Origin of the sequence: Nanobdella aerobiophila (assembly GCF_023169545.1) — an archaeon.
GTDB lineage: Archaea > Nanobdellota > Nanobdellia > Nanobdellales > Nanobdellaceae > Nanobdella > Nanobdella aerobiophila.
Genome location: NZ_AP019769.1, coordinates 21129 through 40093, shown reverse-complemented (window position 1 = coordinate 40093; position 18965 = coordinate 21129). Strand labels below are relative to the sequence as shown.

General features: G+C 26.3%; 27 protein-coding genes and 2 tRNA genes. 7 read left to right on the top strand and 22 right to left on the bottom strand.

The annotated features are described in order from the left end of the window. From MJ2HA_RS00230 to MJ2HA_RS00210, 5 genes are read right to left on the bottom strand one after another with little or no spacing between them, the layout of a single operon-like run. Positions 1–822: a hypothetical protein gene (locus MJ2HA_RS00230; protein ID WP_258393267.1), complete on the bottom strand. Its 822-nt coding sequence runs from the start codon at positions 820–822 to the stop codon at positions 1–3. After that, entirely contained in the window at positions 822–980 is a 159-nt protein-coding gene (locus MJ2HA_RS00225; RefSeq protein WP_258393266.1) for a hypothetical protein, read from the bottom strand. Before MJ2HA_RS00225 ends, MJ2HA_RS00230 begins: the two co-directional genes overlap by 1 nt. Next, complete coding sequence (locus tag MJ2HA_RS00220; RefSeq protein ID WP_258393265.1) at positions 977–1162, bottom strand: hypothetical protein; 186 nt, start codon at positions 1160–1162, stop codon at positions 977–979. The genes MJ2HA_RS00225 and MJ2HA_RS00220 overlap by 4 nt, the downstream gene beginning before the upstream one ends. Then, positions 1149–1283: a hypothetical protein gene (locus MJ2HA_RS00215; protein WP_258393264.1), complete on the bottom strand. Its 135-nt coding sequence runs from the start codon at positions 1281–1283 to the stop codon at positions 1149–1151. Before MJ2HA_RS00215 ends, MJ2HA_RS00220 begins: the two co-directional genes overlap by 14 nt. Before the next feature lie 34 nt (positions 1284–1317). After that, positions 1318–2454 carry a hypothetical protein gene (locus MJ2HA_RS00210; RefSeq protein WP_258393263.1) on the bottom strand — a complete coding sequence of 379 codons (1137 nt, stop codon included), beginning with the start codon at positions 2452–2454 and terminating at the stop codon, positions 1318–1320. 93 nt (positions 2455–2547) lie between these two features. Between MJ2HA_RS00210 and MJ2HA_RS00205 the strand changes: the two genes are divergently transcribed. After that, positions 2548–3477: a hypothetical protein gene (locus MJ2HA_RS00205; protein WP_258393262.1), complete on the top strand. Its 930-nt coding sequence runs from the start codon at positions 2548–2550 to the stop codon at positions 3475–3477. 36 nt (positions 3478–3513) lie between these two features. Here the strand turns inward: MJ2HA_RS00205 and MJ2HA_RS00200 are convergent, their stop codons facing one another. Further along, entirely contained in the window at positions 3514–5886 is a 2373-nt protein-coding gene (locus MJ2HA_RS00200) for a hypothetical protein (RefSeq protein WP_258393261.1), read from the bottom strand. Beyond that, positions 5883–6065 carry a hypothetical protein gene (locus MJ2HA_RS00195; RefSeq protein ID WP_258393260.1) on the bottom strand — a complete coding sequence of 61 codons (183 nt, stop codon included), beginning with the start codon at positions 6063–6065 and terminating at the stop codon, positions 5883–5885. The genes MJ2HA_RS00200 and MJ2HA_RS00195 overlap by 4 nt, the downstream gene beginning before the upstream one ends. A 68-nt stretch (positions 6066–6133) precedes the next feature. Here MJ2HA_RS00195 and MJ2HA_RS00190 point away from each other — a divergent pair, with 68 nt between their 5' ends. Beyond that, positions 6134–6676, top strand: a complete 543-nt coding sequence (locus MJ2HA_RS00190) for a PH domain-containing protein (protein WP_258393259.1) — start codon at positions 6134–6136, stop codon at positions 6674–6676. Here MJ2HA_RS00190 and MJ2HA_RS00185 read toward each other — a convergent pair. Further along, the gene (locus MJ2HA_RS00185; protein ID WP_258393258.1) at positions 6673–6966 is read right to left on the bottom strand and encodes a 50S ribosomal protein L21e; all 294 of its coding nucleotides are present in this window, start codon (positions 6964–6966) and stop codon (positions 6673–6675) included. The two genes, MJ2HA_RS00190 and MJ2HA_RS00185, sit on opposite strands and share 4 nt — an antisense overlap. Before the next feature lie 52 nt (positions 6967–7018). Between MJ2HA_RS00185 and MJ2HA_RS00180 the strand changes: the two genes are divergently transcribed. Then, positions 7019–7333: an Rpb4 family DNA-directed RNA polymerase subunit gene (locus MJ2HA_RS00180; protein WP_258393257.1), complete on the top strand. Its 315-nt coding sequence runs from the start codon at positions 7019–7021 to the stop codon at positions 7331–7333. Further along, positions 7326–7877, top strand: coding sequence for a DUF655 domain-containing protein (locus tag MJ2HA_RS00175; RefSeq protein WP_258393256.1), 552 nt, complete (start codon positions 7326–7328; stop codon positions 7875–7877). Before MJ2HA_RS00180 ends, MJ2HA_RS00175 begins: the two co-directional genes overlap by 8 nt. Positions 7878–8086: 209 nt before the next feature. Here MJ2HA_RS00175 and MJ2HA_RS00170 read toward each other — a convergent pair whose 3' ends face one another. Genes MJ2HA_RS00170 through argS form a run of 5 tightly spaced genes read right to left on the bottom strand, consistent with a single transcriptional unit; the run spans position 8087 to position 12254 of the window. Continuing rightward, on the bottom strand, positions 8087–8320 hold the full coding sequence (locus MJ2HA_RS00170; protein ID WP_258393255.1) for a hypothetical protein: 234 nt from the start codon (positions 8318–8320) through the stop codon (positions 8087–8089). A gap of 24 nt (positions 8321–8344) precedes the next feature. Then, positions 8345–9019 carry a fibrillarin-like rRNA/tRNA 2'-O-methyltransferase gene (locus MJ2HA_RS00165; protein WP_258393254.1) on the bottom strand — a complete coding sequence of 225 codons (675 nt, stop codon included), beginning with the start codon at positions 9017–9019 and terminating at the stop codon, positions 8345–8347. Continuing rightward, positions 9016–9999, bottom strand: coding sequence for an NOP5/NOP56 family protein (locus MJ2HA_RS00160; protein WP_258393253.1), 984 nt, complete (start codon positions 9997–9999; stop codon positions 9016–9018). The genes MJ2HA_RS00165 and MJ2HA_RS00160 overlap by 4 nt, the downstream gene beginning before the upstream one ends. Positions 10000–10006: 7 nt before the next feature. Continuing rightward, the gene (locus MJ2HA_RS00155) at positions 10007–10321 is read right to left on the bottom strand and encodes an uS10/mL48 family ribosomal protein (protein ID WP_258393252.1); all 315 of its coding nucleotides are present in this window, start codon (positions 10319–10321) and stop codon (positions 10007–10009) included. Positions 10322–10355: 34 nt separating this feature from the next. Continuing rightward, positions 10356–12254 (bottom strand): arginine--tRNA ligase domain-containing protein, encoded by a 1899-nt coding sequence (argS, locus tag MJ2HA_RS00150; RefSeq protein ID WP_258393251.1) that lies wholly within the window; start codon positions 12252–12254, stop codon positions 10356–10358. A gap of 52 nt (positions 12255–12306) precedes the next feature. On the opposite strand from argS, the gene MJ2HA_RS00145 reads away from it, so the two are divergent. After that, positions 12307–12504, top strand: a complete 198-nt coding sequence (locus MJ2HA_RS00145; RefSeq protein WP_258393250.1) for a hypothetical protein — start codon at positions 12307–12309, stop codon at positions 12502–12504. Continuing rightward, positions 12504–12695, top strand: coding sequence for a hypothetical protein (locus MJ2HA_RS00140; protein WP_258393249.1), 192 nt, complete (start codon positions 12504–12506; stop codon positions 12693–12695). The genes MJ2HA_RS00145 and MJ2HA_RS00140 overlap by 1 nt, the downstream gene beginning before the upstream one ends. Positions 12696–12700: 5 nt before the next feature. Here MJ2HA_RS00140 and MJ2HA_RS00135 read toward each other — a convergent pair. The 8 genes from MJ2HA_RS00135 to MJ2HA_RS00100 form a co-directional block, all read right to left on the bottom strand. Beyond that, positions 12701–12774, bottom strand: a tRNA-Trp gene (locus MJ2HA_RS00135). A 24-nt stretch (positions 12775–12798) separates the two neighbouring features. Next, on the bottom strand, positions 12799–13104 hold the full coding sequence (locus tag MJ2HA_RS00130; RefSeq protein ID WP_258393248.1) for a translation initiation factor eIF-1A: 306 nt from the start codon (positions 13102–13104) through the stop codon (positions 12799–12801). Between the two features lie 49 nt (positions 13105–13153). After that, the gene (locus MJ2HA_RS00125) at positions 13154–13279 is read right to left on the bottom strand and encodes a hypothetical protein (RefSeq protein WP_258393247.1); all 126 of its coding nucleotides are present in this window, start codon (positions 13277–13279) and stop codon (positions 13154–13156) included. A 36-nt stretch (positions 13280–13315) separates the two neighbouring features. After that, entirely contained in the window at positions 13316–13819 is a 504-nt protein-coding gene (locus tag MJ2HA_RS00120) for an NMD3-related protein (RefSeq protein WP_258393246.1), read from the bottom strand. Continuing rightward, complete coding sequence (locus MJ2HA_RS00115; RefSeq protein WP_258393245.1) at positions 13816–14100, bottom strand: DUF424 family protein; 285 nt, start codon at positions 14098–14100, stop codon at positions 13816–13818. The genes MJ2HA_RS00120 and MJ2HA_RS00115 overlap by 4 nt, the downstream gene beginning before the upstream one ends. After that, positions 14100–14528, bottom strand: coding sequence for a eukaryotic translation initiation factor eIF-2-beta/eIF-5 family protein (locus MJ2HA_RS00110; protein ID WP_258393244.1), 429 nt, complete (start codon positions 14526–14528; stop codon positions 14100–14102). Before MJ2HA_RS00110 ends, MJ2HA_RS00115 begins: the two co-directional genes overlap by 1 nt. After that, positions 14525–15094, bottom strand: coding sequence for a hypothetical protein (locus MJ2HA_RS00105; protein WP_258393243.1), 570 nt, complete (start codon positions 15092–15094; stop codon positions 14525–14527). The genes MJ2HA_RS00110 and MJ2HA_RS00105 overlap by 4 nt, the downstream gene beginning before the upstream one ends. Continuing rightward, complete coding sequence (locus MJ2HA_RS00100) at positions 15094–17094, bottom strand: ATP-binding protein (protein ID WP_258393242.1); 2001 nt, start codon at positions 17092–17094, stop codon at positions 15094–15096. Before MJ2HA_RS00100 ends, MJ2HA_RS00105 begins: the two co-directional genes overlap by 1 nt. A 61-nt stretch (positions 17095–17155) precedes the next feature. Here MJ2HA_RS00100 and MJ2HA_RS00095 point away from each other — a divergent pair. Further along, positions 17156–17253 (top strand) — tRNA-Ile (locus MJ2HA_RS00095). Between the two features lie 311 nt (positions 17254–17564). On the opposite strand, the gene tuf is transcribed toward MJ2HA_RS00095, so the two are convergent. Beyond that, positions 17565–18896, bottom strand: coding sequence for a translation elongation factor EF-1 subunit alpha (tuf, locus tag MJ2HA_RS00090; protein ID WP_258393241.1), 1332 nt, complete (start codon positions 18894–18896; stop codon positions 17565–17567). Positions 18897–18965 lie beyond the last annotated feature (69 nt).

Here is an 18965-nt window from a genome sequence, read left to right as displayed (position 1 = left end):
TCAAGTAGATATTGGTGGTATATAATAGAAACTGATCGTACCACTGGTATATTCTATCTTTAATATATAGTTTAAGGTTAATTGATTTAATGTAAGCTCCTGAACAGTAAATTGATTATTACCTACATTTATATTATTTATGTATCCTATATTTATAGCAGAACTAGAATATGAATTTGCTTGTCCTACCTGATTAAGAAAACCTCCTATTTCTACACAAGAACTTGATATATAACAAGATAATGATTGACTATATGGACTAGTCATACTACATCCATGATCTGTACAATCAATAACTACATCTGGGATTATATATATTTCTTGATTAGTATTTTGGATTTCTGCACTAACCCCCCCATAATATGGAACTGCATCCATACTATCAATAGTTATTAAACCTGCAGCTACATCTGTTGAATTTATAATATTTATCTCTATACTATTTAAACTTGTATTAGCTTTATATATTAAAAAACATCCTGATAAATCTGGAGAGAATATATATTGAGAAATATTCCATAATAATACTTGTGGATTTCCAGAACCAATACCAAAACTACATTTATATAATGATAGGTATATATAATTATTTACAGAAGAAAAGACAAATAAATAGTCGGGATTATATCCATCTATATATATAGGTGGTGTATTTGGATTTTGTATACTTGATATTATTTGTTTTGCATAATTCTCATATTTTATGTTTTGTCCCTGAGAGATACCTATAATTGCTTCTATAAAAACTGCAATTAATATTATAACTATAACTAATAATATTAGTTCAAATATTACCTTAAATAGAGTATCATTAGATCTCATTATAAATCAGTTTGATTCAATACATTATAACCTATCCTAGTAAGATTTTCGTTCATTCCAGTATGAACAATATACACATATAATAGTATAACTATTATTATTATAACTATAGCAATTATTATGAATATTAGAAAGTTTATAGAATCATCTAATCTCATGGTAGGTTATTATTTTGGATTTGATTTTCTATTACTGTTCCATTTGTTTCATTTATGCTATTAAATAAATGTACTCCACCTTTAAAATAAAATATCATTAATATTGTTAATACAACCAATGCCACTATAAATATTATTATTGCTACTAAAAATGTACTTATTTGTCCTTTATGGTATGCCATTTTGTGCAATAACAGATAAATTTAATCCGACCTTTGGCCCAATTATTAAAAATATAAGTATAAGAATTAATATAATAAATATTAATGCTAATATTATTTGTAGCAATTCTCCAGTATCCATAAGAATATTTACAACCTATTAAAATATAAAATTTTTAATTTTGTGTATATAATAAAGAAGAAATAATTATTGCCTGTGTACCACCATCATATGTAAACATTATATATCCGCTCGTAAGAGATCCTTGCGGTTGAACAATAATATTTGGATAATTGATAAGAGAGATTTGTCCGCCGTTTGAAGTATCTGAAGTATCTAATGTTGCGGAATCTGCTGCAACCATACTTTGTATATTTTGCGGTAGACCAGAACCTGAAAACTGTAATTGATTATTAACAGTAGCTGTGATATTACAGGCCAGATCTGTATTTTCATTTGGATCTAAATTGTTTATATCCTGACTTCCATACATTTGATTAAATGGGTTAACATTATAATAATCCATCATATATAGCATACATAATACTTCATTTAATGTTATATTAGCTTGATTTTTATCTTCTGTATCATTATAATTAAAAAATGCTAGAAAATATTCATTATGAGCGCCTGCTATTGCCACAGATTGCCCAAGAGTTTCTCCATAAGTATAATATAGATCTTGTGCAATCCTATATGTCAGATATAGATTTTCGCATTGCGTACTTGTTGGTTGAGATTCACATGAATACTTCTTTTCTATATAATTTGCATATGTAGAATTTAGATTTTGATACATAGATACATAATCTTGTGAATTTAATTCAGTTAAATTTACAGATTGTTCATCTAAAAGAGCTAAATAATATAATATTGGTTGCTGTATATTAGATGCTATACTATTAAAAACATCTCCAGTAATTAATAATCCGGCTGAAGCTCCGGTAAATGCCTCGAATGCTGTATTACCTAAAACACTTTTTATAGATCCTGCCGCACCCGCTGAAAATACATTAAATAAATTTTCATCTTCCTCTGCATTATGCGCTGCAATAGCTCCACCAACTATAGCAGCCGCTGCTATAATACCTCCCGCAATTATAAGACCGTCTGTACCTATAGAACTGACAACTTGAGAAGGTTTGTCTACTAAAAAACTAACAGACCCCGAAAGTGCATACGCAAATTTTGCTTGAGGTCTACCAGAATATGAAACTGCTCTTAAAGAATTAAATAATATTAACAATATAAATATAAATACAATTATTACAACTATTAAACTTATAACAGAATCGCTAACTCCCTTTTTCATGAAAGAATAAGATCTTTTATAATTTATATTTTTTATACTGCAAATATAAGATTTGTAGAAATATTTATAAACTTTTTTTATAACTATTAAATCATGGTAAATGCTAGAGCTAGTCTTGATAATCTTTTAGGTAAGATCAAGGTAAAAATGAAGGAGGCAAAGGAAGTTCTTGGTTATATAACGGAAAATCCAAGATCTATATTATACGCAGTTCCCTTTACTCCTGTAAGGTTGGGATTAGGGACTTATGATTCATTCTCTAGATATAATAGATATAAAGGTAAACAAGGGTTGCCTGGAAAATTTATAGCCATTGGTGCTGGCATAGCTGCAGGTGCGGGGATAGCTGCTCTATATTTAATAGGCGGCGGAATATTACATCCTCAAGAGCAAACAATTGATACAAATTATGTATTTATTGATAATATAAAACCAACAGATCAGAATAATATATATTCTGGAACAGAAATTTATTATCAAGATGGTCATGAGATTACTCAACCTGTATTATTTAAATTTGGACCAGTTCAAGAATTATTAAATGATATAAATTATGCAGAGACAAGCCCGGTAGTTCAAAATTATATAGAAAAAACATATGGTGTATCAGTTTCCGGACCATATGCACAAGAACCATTTGTTATAATAGCTGCAGGTGATACAGGCAGAAATGGTGTAGTTGTAATACCTGAAGAAAATATTAATGGAAGTACAGTATTAAATATAGATAGCTTATTTTCAAATTCGAATGAAAGACCATACGTCGGATTATTCTATACGGATGAACATAATTTAGATAATATTATAAATGATATAGCTACAGGAAATATAAATAATAATGTAAATATAAATGCTACAGAACTAAATCAGATATATTACCAACATCCAGAAATGGGGATAACGAAAATGATTAATGGATACGATCCAGATGTTGGTGGGGGACCAATATTTACATTAAATAATACTGTAATACCAATCGGTTTCTATGGAGGTGGAGGAGAAATAATAAAAGAAAATCTATAATACCTTAATATATTTTTTTATTATATTACTTTTATCTCAGGAGGGTGTATATACAACATAAGGTACCCCGAATGATGATATTAACCAATCCAAATATATATAAGATGTTCCACCTCCATCTCCTGCACTAAAATATATAAAAGGTTGATTTCCAAAATTATTTATAACTAAGTTGTCTATATAACGATTATAAACTCCTTGACAATATTCCATATATCCGAATGTTCCTGATATAAAACCATTAGGTAAAGAATTACATAATATACCTGATATACCCTTACCTCCATTATAGTTTATGAACTCAGATAATTGCATATCGTCCTCTGCTTCAAATGCAGTCTGATATGAATTATAATAACTAATAGCTAATGCAGGTCCTACACCCGCGTTTTCTCCCGGAGATTCTGGTTGTATAAGTTCAGGAGTATTTTGATTTATCTTTGGCAAAGGATAATTATATATATTACCATTCATTAAGAAATAATTATTTAATTGAGAATTACTTGAAGGATTTGTTAAATACCAATTATATGTATATAATATCCCATATTGTTCATAATTATAATTTTTCTGTTGATCTTCTGGAGCAAATGGTATATAACTATTAGAAGATCCTATATTATTATTTTCTCCAAAATAATAATTACTTCCTCCGTTTGCAGATCCTGCATAATAATACTCTTTAACTTTAGAAGCACAATTCGAACTCTCTGATGTACTTATATTTAATAAAATACTCCAGGTAGATCCACCACTTCCATGCGATACTCCACAATAATATTTAATAGGTATCCCTACATAATATCCTGAAGAACATCCTGCACCAGGCGAAGTACAAGCCCATCCATATTCAAATATTTCAGTTGTTGAAGTATTTGGTACAGGAGTACTACCACCTACCGGAAGTATAGAATCTAAATTCCCAGTGAATATATTTTGATTTGTTATAGAAAATGCTACTGCATCTGCAACTTCTGGATTTAAACCTGTAGAGGGGGAGTCCTCCCAAGGATCTCCAGCAACATATATATAAGTATTTATCCCGTCTCCATAATTTTGATTATTTATATTATTATTTTTTATAAAATTATCAAAATTGTCTAATAATGTAGAGTTAACAGCAATATAAGAACCTTCACCTCCACCATTATTTAACATCTGCAGTCCAGATTCTGAATAAAATAGTGGAGAACCTGAAGTATTATTGGCATATATATTTTCTACATTATATGTTGGTAAAGTATTATATTTTGTAGGTTGGAAGCAAAGATTACTGTTACATGATATAATACTTTCCTCCGTAAGACCATTATAATTATAAAAATTTACATATATAGGAAATACATTTAATCCATTATCGTACATAAGATATTCTCCTGGATTATTATTATTTAATGCATATGGATCTCCTCCTAAAGTTCCATTTAATATCGTTAATAAATCCTGATTACTAAATGCTACATATAATGTTAAGAAATTACATCCGCCATTATTATTTATATCTTGTGGAAAATTCAATAGATTTACAAAGAAATAATATATATTATTATTATTTCCTGCATAATATGATGGCAATACATAATATTGATTATTATAATAGATTAAGAATAATACATTATCTGCATTAATACCATCATAACTGTTTATATAATTCGAAAATGGTGGTACAACTTCTACTAATATATCTTGAAATGGAGATAATGTATAATATGTATCCTGACTTTCTAAACTAATTGCAGTCATATTTTCTATATATAAATTATTTATAGTATAATTATAATAATTTACATTTGGATATCCATCTAATAAACTAATTGCTGGAGTTACATTCAAATATTCAGGATTTTGTAAATAAAAATATTGTAATTTATTACCTCCAGTACATTCTATACAAAATATCGGATTTTGATTTGGGGATCCGATTTGTTCATTCGGAGGTAATATTTGGCATTGATAATTATTATAATCCACCTCAGTACCCGTATATGTCTGATTACTTAAATTAATATAAAAATTAATATTTTCATTTGCATTAGATGTAAATTGTAAGGTAGATGTCATATTATTATATGCTATTTGTGGGTTTATTGGGGCTAAGCTATTGCCTATATATGGTACTATACTATAATTATATGTATTGTTAGTTCCTGGTAATCCTTGAGTTAAATATACATAATTATTGTAATTATAATAAACGTATACTAAAACATTATATGTATAATTATTGGTTTTTACATTATTATTTGCATTTTGATTTTGTAAAGATATCTGAACCGAAGGATTTAGATTTATATTATAATTAAATTTAAATATATAAGTTAATATAAAGAATATACCAGCTAATATTATTATAAATATAACTAGATAGTATCCTACAAATTCTAATATAGAACCAAATTGCGTTTTCATTGAAATGGAATCTTTTGATTGGTTATATTATTTAATGAGCTATTTATAAAATTAGCGCTAGTATTAGAAGAACTATATCCAGCTTTATATATATTATATCCAAATAATATCGCTATTATTAGAACAACTATAGCAATAATTATTATAATAATTGTAGATATTGCAAGATCATTCCTCATATTTTTAAATAAACATTATTTAAATATAAATTTTACCTTTAAAAATATATATAAATATTATCTTAATTATGATAATATACGATAAAGATATAATAAGCAAATATATAAAATTAGAAAAAGAAGAACCTTTGTTTTTAGTGTCATATAATCCAAATATATACTCATTAAGAAAATCTTTTAATTTATATATATTATTTGCTATATATTTTATATTATTTATTATATCTGAATATTTAAATAGAAATTATTATTTATTTATAATATTGATAATTATACTAATGATATTGATGTATTTTTCTCTTAGCTTTTATTATCAGGGGAAAGGATACAAAATAATATTTACAGATAAAAGATTAATACAAATAATAAATAATAATATCTATAGTATAAATAATGATAGTATATATGATATAAAATTATACCAAAATCTATACGAAAAATTGAATAAATTATATACACTAAGGATATATACATCTTCCTTCTTAGTAAACAAGGATATAAATACAATAATAGATATAATATTATTAAAAAAGGAAGACCTAAACAAGATATTAGATATTATAAATAAAAATAGAAAAAATTTATATAATAATAAAGTTATAGAACCTTAGACCCTTTTCAAATGAGCTGGATGAACAATTAGTATTTTTTCATTCCCTTTATTATTTATCATAACTTCATAACATTCGCCTCTTTTAGACTTTACTATCCCAGTACTTCCCAAAAATCTTGGATTTGGCATGCCATCGTGATATGCTGGATTTATTTTTATTACTACTCTATCGCCTTTATTATAATTTTCTAATATACTATTTATTCTAATCTTACCATGATTTCGAATATTTAAAGATAATTTGTCCCTTGTTTTCCTCCTAGATCCTTTACCCTTTCTTGCAGTCATTATATAAAAGTCTTATGATATATTTTTAAATAATATTTCGAAGATATATAAAATGGAAATTGGAGAAAAGAAAATAATTAGTCTAGGATATACTAGAGAAATATTAAAAAAAATAAAAGAAAAAAGAGATTTATCATATATAGAAGAAAGAACTTTAAAATATATAGATTCTGTATATAAATTATCTCAAGATAAAGAAGAAAAAATATTAAATAAATTAAATGAGATAAACATAAAAGATGAATTAAAAATTCAGATACTGACATTATTACCAAAGAATGAAGAAGAGCTACGGGCAATATTATATACAAATACATTGGCAAAGGAGGATATGGAAAAAATATTGAACATAATAAAGGATGTATAAAAAGAACCTAAAAAAAGAGGATATAGCAATAGTAATAGCATATTTACCAGGTGGAGATGTGACTAGGAACATTAGAGAACCTGTAGTATATGCTGTAGGAAAAGAATATTTTACATTATTAATATTAACGCTAAAACCATCTGTAACTGTAAACTTATTTGAAGAATTATATATAGGAGATCAACAAAGACCAAAGGTAAGATCAATATTAAGAAGAATAAGTATAGATGATTTACCAGAAATAGCAAGACCAAATTTAGAAAAAGTAATAAAAGATATAATAAAAAATAATGAATCTAAATATGTAAATTTCTTTAATACAGCAGGTTCTATAAATATAAAGATACATTCTCTTGAATTATTACCGAATATAGGAAAAATAATTGTCCAAAGAATTATTGAGGAAAGACAAAAGAAGCCATTTGAATCTTTTAAGGATATAGAAGAGAGGGTGAAGGGTATAGGAGATGTACAAGAATTAATATATAAAAGAATATTATTGGAATTAACAGGAAAAGAAAAAATAAAGATATTCACATTATAATGTTACTAAAAGATAATAATTAAAATTTATATTTATCAAAGTAGTATATAAGGTCTAATAAAAAATTACAGAAATATTTATATATTATATTTATAAATCGATTATTTATCATCGAAAAAAATATTTATAATATATGCTCCTAATCAATAGATATAGATATATAGGATATTTATATGTCAGTAAGAATAAATATAATTATCTATATAAATCTATTCAAATTTTAATATCTTTCTTTTTATCTTTGATCTTATATATCTTTCTTCAAGATTCAGGGGTATATTGTTCTCATCCTTCACATTTATAAATAATACCTTATTCTGTAATTTCTTAAATTTTCTATGATTATATCTACCCTTTAATATATGCGATTTAATTATATGTTTATTATATTTATTAGATCCACTTAATATATGCCCACATAGATTACATACATATATATCCATTTATTAAGAATATACAGAAAATTTTTATTTATTTTCTATTAAAAACATTGCATGATCTTTATGATATGGCTCTAATCTAACTTCTTTTAAAATATTTAAACTATGATCCTCTAATGATTTTCTCACATCTTTAAATATTTCTTTAGGATCCTTCGCAACATTTATTGATCTTGCTTTTACTGCCAAAAATCCATATCCCCTATTTTTTAAATAATAATCTATATTTTCTAAAAATATCTTTATCTGATGAGGTTGTGCTACGTCTTGGTACACTATATCTACTTTAGGAACTATATGTAGATAACTATCCGGCTTATCAGAATCATTTAATAAACCAATTATATTATCCCTCTTATATATTATTGGAACCAATTCCCTTAATATTCTAGGAGCAATATCTATACCAAATATCATACCATCATTGCCTATTATATCTGATATATGTGATGCTGTAGTTCCTGCAGCTATACCTAAATATAATACTCTATCTCCTTCATTTATTGGAACTAAACCTATATTTTTCTTAATAGAAGCACTCAATTTAGATTTCTTTAGGACCCATTCTCTATATTCTTCATTATTGTACTTAAATACTTTTTCTGTATATACCTTCTGTCCTTTAACTAAATTTTTTGTGTATAATCTTCCTTTATCATCAATGAATATATTCTTATTCTCCTTTAATGGTTTGAGTTTCATTTTCTATTCTTCAACTGTTCATATCTTCTATCTAATTCTGCCTTTAATTTATCATATATTATATCCTTATTTATATCTGCCCTAGCAGCTATAGATATTTTTGATGCTAATGTTCTGGCCATCGCACCCCTGGCCTTTTGTGGTAATTTTTGTAGATAAGGATGATTAAATATTACTCCATGTTTTGGTGGCTTTGCTTTCTTAGTTAAATGCATAAATAATGCTTTTTCTGCTCCAAGTATTTGTATTGTTGAAGATGGTAATGAAGATAAGTCTTTTAAACCACCTGCCAAAGCGATTAACCTTGCGCCAATATTTGGAGTAGCAATCTCAGATAAATTTGGAGCATATTCTTTCATTAATTTTTCTATATAATCTTCTATATTTTTTCTTAGTGTATATAAATTATATAGATGAGAACCAATATTATTCAATATATTATAATCAGCTTCATCAAATATCTTTCCACCCATAGTGATCTTAATATTATATTCTTTAATAAGATCTTCTCTTTTTTTATTTAATATAGTTTTTACAAATTTTTCATGATCTTCTATATTTTGTGATATTTCTGGAAAATATAAGCCATACCACTCTCTAAACATTTCTACAATTAGATTTATTGACTTATTTAAATTATCTAAAAACCTAATTGCCTGTATGATTAATTCATCTTTAGAAACAGAATTAGATATTTTTTCTTTTAATAAATTTAATAATAATTCATTGTTATATCTATCTTTAACTTTTTCTAATGCCTTCCTTATTATTTTTACATCATCTGTATATCTATAATTTTCAAATTTTTGCCCAATAAATATATAATCATCCTTTATTAATTCTTTTATTTTATCTGGTAATTTTCTTGATTCTATATCAATCAGTTCTTTAATATCAAAACTTAATTCTTTAAGTTTAAAATTATTTATATCGTCATCAAATATATATAGTCCATCTAATCTGACTAAAACATATGTCATTTAAAAATTATTTCAATATTTTAAGAGAAATTCTAAATCCTCTAGATGGTATTTGCATATTTATAAAATAGCTTTTAAAGAATCTCTCATCATTTGCTACATCAATAAATCTTCTATATATCTTCATCTGATATGTTTCATATATCTTGGTTCCTCTCTTTCCCAAAGTTCTCATAGATGGTATCCTAATTATTTTAGTAGGTAATGTTACTGGTCCTCTTTTTTCAATACCCAATTGTTCTATAATCTTTAATATACTATTTGTAAAATGATTTAATGTATCTAGATCTGTACCCCACATTTTTATTCTTATCATTGACATGTTATCATTTATATAGGATTATATTTTTAAATATTTATATCTTATCTACAGTATCTATTTTTAATACATAAAATATCTTTTCCATTACAATCTTTGTTAAATATGCTAGAAATATTCTATGGGGATATGTATCTTTATTATTTAATATAGGAACATGTTGATAAAAATTATTAAATTCTCTAGATAATTCAACTAGATATTTATATAATACATTAATCTCCAAATTATTTTCTACTTCATATAATACATCCTTAAATTTGAATAATTCTATTATCAATTTTTCTTCGTATTTATTTAATTCACCTATATCGATATTCAAATCTATATTTCCAGCCTTATTTAATAAAGAATTTATCCTTGCATATGTATACATAAAGTATATTGCATTTCCTTCTTCTAAATTTAGCATTTTATTTATATCGAAATTTATAACTGTATTTTTATCATATTTCAACATTTCTAAAGATATAAAACTACGGATAATTTTTTCTGCTAATATCTTATCAAATTTTTCTAAAGCTATATTATATAATTTATTATATAAGTCATCTACATTTATATATAATCCTTTTCTTCCAGACATCTTAACCTTATCATCATTGATTCCAAATATTTTTGCTGTATTTTTATTTAACATTACCAATCCATAACTATAGTGTATGTACTTTTTATTATTATCTAAAGATTCTACTACTCTTTTTACCATCATCTGATTATGAGCCTGTTCCGCTCCTATTACATTTATTGATATATCTGCAGGATTAATATTTATATTACCATTATCATCTATTTCCAATATATATGAATTATTTTTCTGCAATATTTTTTCCTTAAATTTAATATTTCTATTTATAATTCCATGTTTCCATAGAGCATAAGCAATATCCTTAGCTATATATGTAGCAGTACCATCTGCTCTTATTAATATTTTTTCTGAGTTTGCATATGCCCTTTCCACATCGGGCCATAAAGTTAAATCTAATACGATCAAACTACCTTCAGTCCCTCGAATCTTCTTAGCAAACCCTCTATCTAATAATATACTTAATGCTTCTTTAAATAATTCATATTTAATTATATCAGATTCTTTTATTAGTATATCATAATATATATCAAATTTCGATAATGTATTTAATTGTTCGATTAATATCTTCTCAGATATTTCTTCAGATAATCTAGATACTTCATTATTTCCATTTTCTAGATCATTTATTATTTTATATTTATATTTTTCTAATCCCGGAATGATATCATATAATTTATTAACTATTACATATACAAAATCTCCATAATAATGATCTATTTTCTCAGGTATCTCATATCCATATAGTTCTTTCAAAGATTTCATCCTATTTAGAAATATTTCTCTTATTTTTTCTTCTATATTTTCTATATATAAATTTTCCTTTATTAAAAATTCTTTTATATTATTTATGATAATTTCTAGATTAAATTCTTTTGGATCCTTTGGAATTTTTAATAAATATATTCCTAATACATTATCCGCAACCTGTGCACCTGTATCATCTATATAATTTAATACAATTATATTATAATTAAGTAATTTAAATACCTTATATAAAGAATCACCGAGCATAGAATTTCTTAGGTGCCCAATATGCAATGATTTGTTTGGGTTTGCGGACGTATGCTCCAAAAATATTAATTTATTATTTTTCTCAAATTTAAATAAATCATTATATCTGGTCAATAACTTCTTTTTATTCAATTTTATATTTAGATATCCATTAATCAATTTATAATCCAATACATAATCCTTTATTTTTTCTATTATATCATTTAATAGTTTTTCTTTATTATCGACTTTTTTAAATTCTTTAAATAATTGTAATGAAATATCATAATCTATACCTCTTGGAGGATATGAATATTCTATATCGTAGTCTTTGAGTAATTCCTTTATTATCCACATATAATAAAAATTTTAATATAATATTTATAAATTCCTTTATGATATATTCTATATGAGAAAAGGACAGAGCATGCCAATTAACACGATAATTATTATTATTATTGCTCTAATAGTTCTAGTACTTATAATATTATTCTTTTCTGGTTCTTTTGGAAATGGGGTAAGAAGTACAAGTAGTATAGGTAATGCTGCCGCAAATCAGACGAATCAGGTAGTCGGTGTAGTAAATAATCTATCTAATCTAACATAATGAAAGGTCAAAATATTTCTATAGAAACTATAATAATAATTATTATAGCTATAATTGTCCTTGTAGTTATATTATTATTTATAACTGGTACATTACATCCTATATCTACCTCTTCTAACCTAATAACAAATAGCTCCAATAATAATTTGAATAATTCTTATTATAATCTATCAAAAAATTTTAATATATGAGGTCTTGGGCCTGCGGGGATTTGAACCCCGACCAATGGGTCTGGAGCCCACCGTCCTGGCCTGGCTAGACTACAGGCCCTTAGAATATAGATAATAAAAAATTTTAAAATTCCTCTTCGGTTTTTAAATATCCGTTCTTTTTTAACCAATCAACCTCAGAAGGAGAATAACTATATAAAATATCTCCTTTTTTATCGGATTGCAATTCCCATGGTTCTACTAATACATAAGTATCTTTTTTTAACCAAATATTCTTATGCAATTTCTTATTTTGTGGAACTCTACATATTCTTACATGACCATCAAAACACCGAACTCTAGCATGTGCCCATCCTAAAACTTCTTCTATCACACCAATTATTTTCCTATCTTGAGGCAGGGGTATACCCTTATCATTAGGAGAAAGCATTGAAAAAAATAAAGATAAATAAAAGGCTTAATAATTATCTCCTACCATTTTACCACTCTTCATCTTCCCAATCTCCAAACTCACCCTCATCTAGTTCTAAATCTTCGTCGTCCTCATCTTCATCTGCTTTCATTCTATATCTCATTTCTTTCTTTTCTAACGCATCCCAATCCATAAAGCTATATAATAAGATAAATATTTATAAAGTTTTCTATAAGTTATAAGTCAATATTGTAGTTATGTACACTTTTCTACCATTGTTTTTATTATAACCATATAATTTTCTAGTTATTTTTATTTTCCCATAAGCTTTTAATAATCTAATATATTTATTCAATGCTCCTTTCTTTACATAAAGATATATATCAAAATTATTATCATCCTTATAATCTATTTTCTTTACAATATCTTTATTATTTTTTATAAGATTTGATAGTAAATCCTTAATAGTTATATCTATGTTTCTAAATTGTAATATCAAATTATATTTTTTTATATAACCCTTACAATTATTACAAATAATATATTTTGCTATATATTTACCATTAACACTGTCTACCCATTTATTTTTATATCTAATCCTACTACAGTATCTACATATATATACTTTTTTTATTTCCTCTATAGGTGATTTTGTTTTTTTATAACATTTATAACATAAACCATTATATAATTTATTTACTTCTCTCCCACAAGAAGGGCATGTTCTTTTCATAAAAACATTAAAAATGTGTAAGGTATATTTTTTATTTTCTTGATATCTTCTTCTTTTATTATATTTATATCTTTTAATCTATTTATTGTATTCTCTCCAACTGCATATAATAGATATGCATCTTCCAAATCTTTTATATTTATATCATCAATTTCGTCGCCTTTAAAGAATTCATTTATCTCAATTACCATATCATCTTGTTCAAATTTTTTACCAAATAAATCTTTATCAGATATAATAACTACTTTTCCATAATTATCTGTATATGTCCTTATATACATCATCTTATATAATATATTATCGGACTCTCTGCACCACATACCATGCACTTAATATAATATATTCTTTCCCTCTTTTCTATTTTTGTATCTAATTTCTTACATACAGGACATCTAACAAATATGTCTACAAATTTATCTAGCTTGTCTTTTATTTTTTCAAAATCTATTTTTTTCTGTAATATTATTTTATTATCTTCTATCTTAGACGGTACATTAAATTCTTTTTGAAAAAATAATGCCAATAAAGTTATATCTCTATTTATCACCTCTAATATATTTTTTGTATTCTCTATGGAAGTCCATTTTCCTATATAATTAACTTTTGGTAATGGTACACTAATTAATCCCAAACTAGATCCATGAGAAACCTTAATCTTAGATAATTTTTCATATACTTCATCTAACATATCTTCATATTTTGGTATCATATTAATTTATATTTTTCTAAGGAAGATTCATAAATCTCTCCTGAAGATAACAAATCTTTTATAATATTTTCTATTTTTTCTTCTGGTTCCTCAAAGAAATTATAAATATCTTTTAATGATACTCCATCACCTTTATCATTTTCTTTTATATATTCTAATATTTCCTTTCTTAATCTTATATCTTTATCTTCAATTTCGTCAAAATTCTTGTCTTTTTTATCTTCCATATTTATATCTTTAACTTGCTTTTTTTTAACTTTTCTCTTAATTTTTTTAAGAAATCTCATTCTCCAAAATATTTCTTCCCTTTCTAATAATTTCACTATATATCTTCCATATATATAATGATAATTATCATATAGTTTAACCTTTCCAAGAACCATAACGGTATCAAATATCTTTATATCAATATTTTCAAAAAATCTTATATCTAAATAACCATAATAGTCTAAAACCTTTATTCTAGACATCTTTCTATCCTCGGATATATCAATTACTTTTCCAATAATTAAAACATCTTTTTCAACAAAATCTACAATACTTTTTGAAAATATTGGTATATACATTATACAACTTTATATTTTTGCGGACCTGTCTCATACAGATAACCATCTTTTAATAATTTATCTATTACTTCCTTTACTCTATTCTCTTCAAAATTATATTTCTTACTCTCATTCAATATTTCTGATAAAGGTACACCATCTGGAAAATCTTTTTGTAAATCTCTTATTATATCAGTTATTTTAGATAATTTTTGTCGCTGAGTAGAAGATATCCCACTCATTATTATATCTATATCTAACTTATTAGTTTCTGGATTTATTCCAACCTCTCTTAAACTATAAATTAATAGCTCTTTTGCTAAATTAACATCATCTTCTGTAACTACTGGAGATAATCTTATTTTAGCAGATGCTTCTGATAATCTAATAATAGACATTAGTTGCCTTGCGGTTATTGGTATAGATTCTCTAGAACTTCTTGACCTTAATTCTTTATAAAATTGTTTTACAATCTCTAATGCATTATTTGTCCATGTAGGTTCAATTTTCTTAGCGTATATTATATATTTTCTTATTAATTCTTTATCCAATGCTGGTCTTTCTTCTTCTTGTATACCTTTAATTATCTCCGACACTATAGCTTCATCCTGTTGTTCATTTGGTTCATCAATCAACACAAATATTAAATCAAATCTATTTATTATTGTAGGTGGTAAATTTATCTGATCTACTATACCTTTCATATTATCCCATCTACCAAATTTTGGATTAGCAGCTGCTAATATAGACGCTTCTGTTCTTAATGTTGCATGAATATTTGCTTTATCAATTGTTATTGTTTGTTGCTCCATAGCTTCATGTAATGATTGCATCTCCTCTATATCTAATTTATCTAATTCATCTATACATACAATACCTCCAGAAGTTAATACTAATGCACCTGCTTCTAAGACCCATCCACCTTTCAATATTTCATCTTTTCTTACAGAAGCAGTCAAACCTACAGAGGAAGCAGTAATACCTACAACATATTTAGATTTTGGCGCTATAGATGCTATGTATCTTAATAATTTTGATTTACCCACACCAGGATCACCAACTAACAAGATATGTAAATTTTTTCTTTCATCTACACCAGATCTTCTTTTTCCACCGGAGACCAACTGTAATGTTATTGCTTTCTTAATATGATCATATTGCTTCCCATATAAACCAGCAGCAATAGATTGCGCTATTAGATTTAATATATCTCCAGATTTTGCCAATTCCTTTATTTTATTTTCATCTTCGATAGATATTTGTATATCTTCTATATCTTTATCCACAGTTTCTATATATACTGCATCCACATATAGTTCTAATAATGCCTTGAAATTCATAGATCTTAATTCTTTTAAAATACCAAATACCTTAATCCGTACCCCTGGCAAGGTCTTTCTTTCCATCTTTGGCTCACACAAATCCTGCTTTAACATTATTGTAATCTGAGCAGGTTGTTCTCCCTTTTCTATTTGATCTGCAGGTTCTTCGATAAATAATCTTTGTATATCTATAGTTTCATGCCCTTCTTCTATAAATCTAGGTTTTGTACCGCCACATACTGGACATTTTGTAGGTTTCTTTATAATAAAATCTGTATTTTCTATCCAAAACTCACCGCCACATTCTTCATGCATATACTTAGTCTTTACTATATAAGGTCTTACCTCTGAAGAAATCTTTATTATACCCTCAATTTGTATTAATTTATCCTTATGTTCAGATCTTACATCTCTTATCCTTATATACCTTAATTCCGGAGGTAGATTTTTTATCCTAACTATTGTTTGTCTTTGTAGTCTCTCAGTAAAATATATTGATAATTGTTTAAAAAAGTTTTCAGGTTCATTTAATAATAAATCTAAGGTTTCAGGATCTAAATAATTCTTTATTTTTTCAAAATCTAATACAACAGATTTTTCTTCTTCTTTGACAAATCTTTCAATTTCTTCTTTAGAGATATCAAATAAATCTCTTAATATCTCCTGTTCAACTACTCCACCCTTTGTATCTATATCCATAAATATATTTTGTATAAAATATAAAAAGGTTTTTAAAACAATTAAATTATTTAGATTTAATGGGCCCATAGCTCAGAGGCGGAGCGCCGGCCTTATATGGCTACGCTCCAAATAACCTAAGAAAGCCGGAGGTCGGGGGTTCGAATCCCCCTGGGCCCAGAACTTTCTAAATATGTATAAATATATAATTCTGGAAATATTCCTGTAAATTTAAACAATACTTTAATATCTATAGATAATTGCACTAATCAAACATTCATTACATCAATAAATTCTCCAATAATATTACCAAATCAAGATATAACGATAAAAGTTGCAAATATTCAATGTAGTATACAGAAGAATAACTATTATGAAATTTGTTTGTTTTATAAAGGTCAATCCACCTGCTCTAATGTATTGATCTAGAATATTTTAAATATAAAAATATATAATGGTTCGTAATTTATCAAAATAAAAATCTAAAAAATTTACTTTAATTCTATCTTTCTTTCTTTTACATCCAATACTTGTCCTACTCCTACAGTTTTATTCATATCTCTTAATGCAAACCTTCCTAAAGATGTACCTGGATATTCTTGGAACTTCTCTACAACTAATGGTTTTGTTGGTACAAATTTAATTATTGCTGCATCTCCAGTTTTTATATATTGTGGATTCTTTTCTGCTTCTTGTCCTGTTTTTGGATCTAATCTAGATTGTATTTCTGCAACTTTACAAGATACTGCTGCTGTATGTATATGTACTACAGGAGTATAACCAACTGCTATTGCTGAAGGGTGCTGTAATATGAATACTCTTGCCGTAAATTCTTCCGCCAATTTTGGTAATGCTTCTCCTATCTTTCCTACTACATCCCCTCTACCAATATCTGCAGCTTCCGGACCTTTTACATTAAATCCTATATTATCACCTGGTAATGCTTCATCTAATTTTTCATGGTGCATTTCTACAGACTTAACTTCTCCTGTTACACCAGAAGGCTTTTTAGATGGTAAGAATACTACTTTATCACCTGGTTTTAATTTTCCAGATTCTACCTTTCCTGCTGGCACTAAACCTACACCCTTAATATTATATACTTCACTTATTGGCAATCTTAATGGTTTATCTATTAATCTTGGTGGCTCATCTAATTGATCCAATGCTTCTAATAATGTAGGTCCATTATACCATGATAATTTTGGAGATTTTTGTGTTACATTTTCATCTGCATTATACGCTGCTACTGGTACAATTGCCTTAATCTGTTTCTCTTGATAACCAATTTGTTTTGCTAGCTGTAATACCATATTCTTTATCTGTTCATATCTCTTTTGGTCATAATTTACAGTATCTATTTTTGTTATAGCTATTATTACTTGTGGAATACCTAATGTTCTTAATAATAATAAATGTTCTCTTCCTTGTCCATCTGGACCTAGAGCAGTTTCTGCTTCACCATTTACTGCAGATATAGCCACTATAGCCGCATCAGATTGAGCAGAACCTGTAATCATATTCTTAATAAAATCTCTGTGTCCTGGAGCATCCAAAATTGTAATTATATATTTTTTAGTTGGTATTTTCTTCGCAGCTATATCGATTGTTAGTCCTCTCTTCCTCTCTTCTATTGATTTATCTAGTAAATATGCTAGATAATCTGTTTCTTTTCCATATTCTTTTGCCAAATTCTTTACTTCCTCTAATTCTTTTTGGTCTACTAAATTTAAAGATACCATCAATCTTGCTACTAATGTCGACTTTCCATTATCTACATGCCCTACTACTATTAAATTTAAGTGGGGTTTGTCTCTTGCCATTTAAAGATATATTTATAAAAAGATTTATATATGATGATCTAGAAACTATAATAAAAAGCTATTATAAAA